This is a genomic window from Flavobacterium sp. (genome assembly GCF_029242675.1).
Classification (GTDB): domain Bacteria; phylum Bacteroidota; class Bacteroidia; order Flavobacteriales; family Flavobacteriaceae; genus Flavobacterium.
Genome location: NZ_JAQWTM010000005.1, coordinates 1 through 1,743, shown reverse-complemented (window position 1 = coordinate 1,743; position 1,743 = coordinate 1). Strand labels below are relative to the sequence as shown.

The 1,743-nt window shown below is 30.6% G+C and carries 2 protein-coding genes; both read left to right on the top strand.

Translation table 11 applies throughout. The features are described 5' to 3' along the window. Positions 1 to 123: 123 nt before the first annotated feature. Complete coding sequence (locus tag P8M54_RS00150) at positions 124 to 912, top strand: hypothetical protein (RefSeq protein ID WP_300283661.1); 789 nt, start codon at positions 124 to 126, stop codon at positions 910 to 912. A 599-nt stretch (positions 913 to 1,511) separates the two neighbouring features. Continuing rightward, positions 1,512 to 1,743: RNA-binding domain-containing protein (locus P8M54_RS00145; protein WP_300283659.1), on the top strand; the 232-nt coding region annotated here is incomplete at its 3' end.

The window sequence follows — 1,743 nt, the reverse complement described above, 5'->3', positions numbered from 1 at the left end:
ATACTTTCGACAAAATATTTTAAAAACAACAGAAAATTAAAAGCCAGCGCATAACCGCCATTTTGAGCTAGCTGGAATTGAGTGGAATTATCGTGTCGCATCACGTTTTCGTTAAGCCGAAAATTGAAAGGTTACGAACTTCCAGCCATCTCAAAGTGGCATAACGTTATGCATAATGCTATCAAAAACCCTATGAACTTAAAGATTTTATATATTTTGCTCTTCTTTTTGACAACAATTTGTCAAAAAAACTATGCGCAGACACGTGATATGATTCCAAAAGATTTTGTCGAAAGTATGCAACCAAAAGTTGAATCTGAAGAATGGTATCCGTTAAATCATTCTAAAAATGAGTTTAGTGTTAAGTTAGTTAAAGACAGGCTAGAAATTGAAAACTTTAAAGCAGTAGATAAATGCGAACTAAAAATTCAAGGAGGAACACTTATTGGAATAAACAAGGGGGAATTTGGAGGTCAATTACTTTTCCAACCAAATGATAGCACAAAACAAGCAATCAAAATAATTAAAGTAAACATTAGTTTCATATTCAATTTTAAAAATAAAATATATTTTATAACAAGTTATGCTCACCAAGTTTTTAGCTCTGGTGGTCTATTTGAACTCGAAAGACTAAACAATAATTTTACTTTTAAATTACTTGTTGATTTTGAAGATGCCCCTTTTGCTTTTACTATTTATAAAGATACTTTTCTTGTGGCAACACTCGAAAATTTTTACATAGTGAAAGATTTTAAAAAAGAACTCATCTTTAAAAATACATTTTGGAATAGTTTGTACCCTAACTCTATTGCAGTTCTTAATGATGAAAATATTTTTTTAGGAATGAGAAGTGGTATTGTAAAGATTGACTTAACAAAAAAAGTATTAAAATTCTATAAAAACGATAAGTAATAAAGCACTATGCATAACAGCTGTTTTGATATAGCTGGAATTTAGTGGAATTACCGTTTCGCATCAAGTTTTCGATAAGCCGAAAACTGAAAGGTTACGAACTTCCAGCCATCTCAAAGCAGCGAAACGTTATGGTAAATAGCTCTTTGGACGTGCTCAACTAATGTGATTTTAATCTTTTTAAGTAATGACTATAAAAGTTTACAGTAAGCTGCCGGAAATAAAAACCTAGAGCAATAAATTTAATCGTTGTCGATATCGAAAACTGAGCTACTCTAAAGACATTTGAAAGAGGATTTTTTTTTGTGTTTTTTCGAGATTTAGGTGAAGTTTGATTCCAAATTATTAAAACCATCGAAAGCGTAAAATTGAAATGACGGAGAAATAAACTGGAATCGATAATAGAATCGTCCAATCTTATGTGCTTTCCATACGTGTCGCTACATACCATAACAGACGTTTGTGGTTATTGCGGAATTTAGTGGAATTATCGTTTTTTATTAGTATTTTCGTTACACCGAAAATACTCGTCTTTGATGTCCGCAACATCCACAAGCGCGGGGACGTTGGCTGTAATATTGACCAAAAAAACCGAATAAATGACATTAAATCTTTTAAACTCTCAAGTAAATCTCATTATTGATGATATCAAAAATTTGGGTATTTATAAAAAGGAAAACGATTTTATCGATTACAAAAGTGAGTTGAATCATTATGGACAAACTGATTCAATTGAAATTTTCTTAAGAAATTTTGCAAAAGATATTTTATCGTTTACAAATAATAAAGGCGGAATAATATTAATTGGCTTTACTGAAGATAAATTTAAAG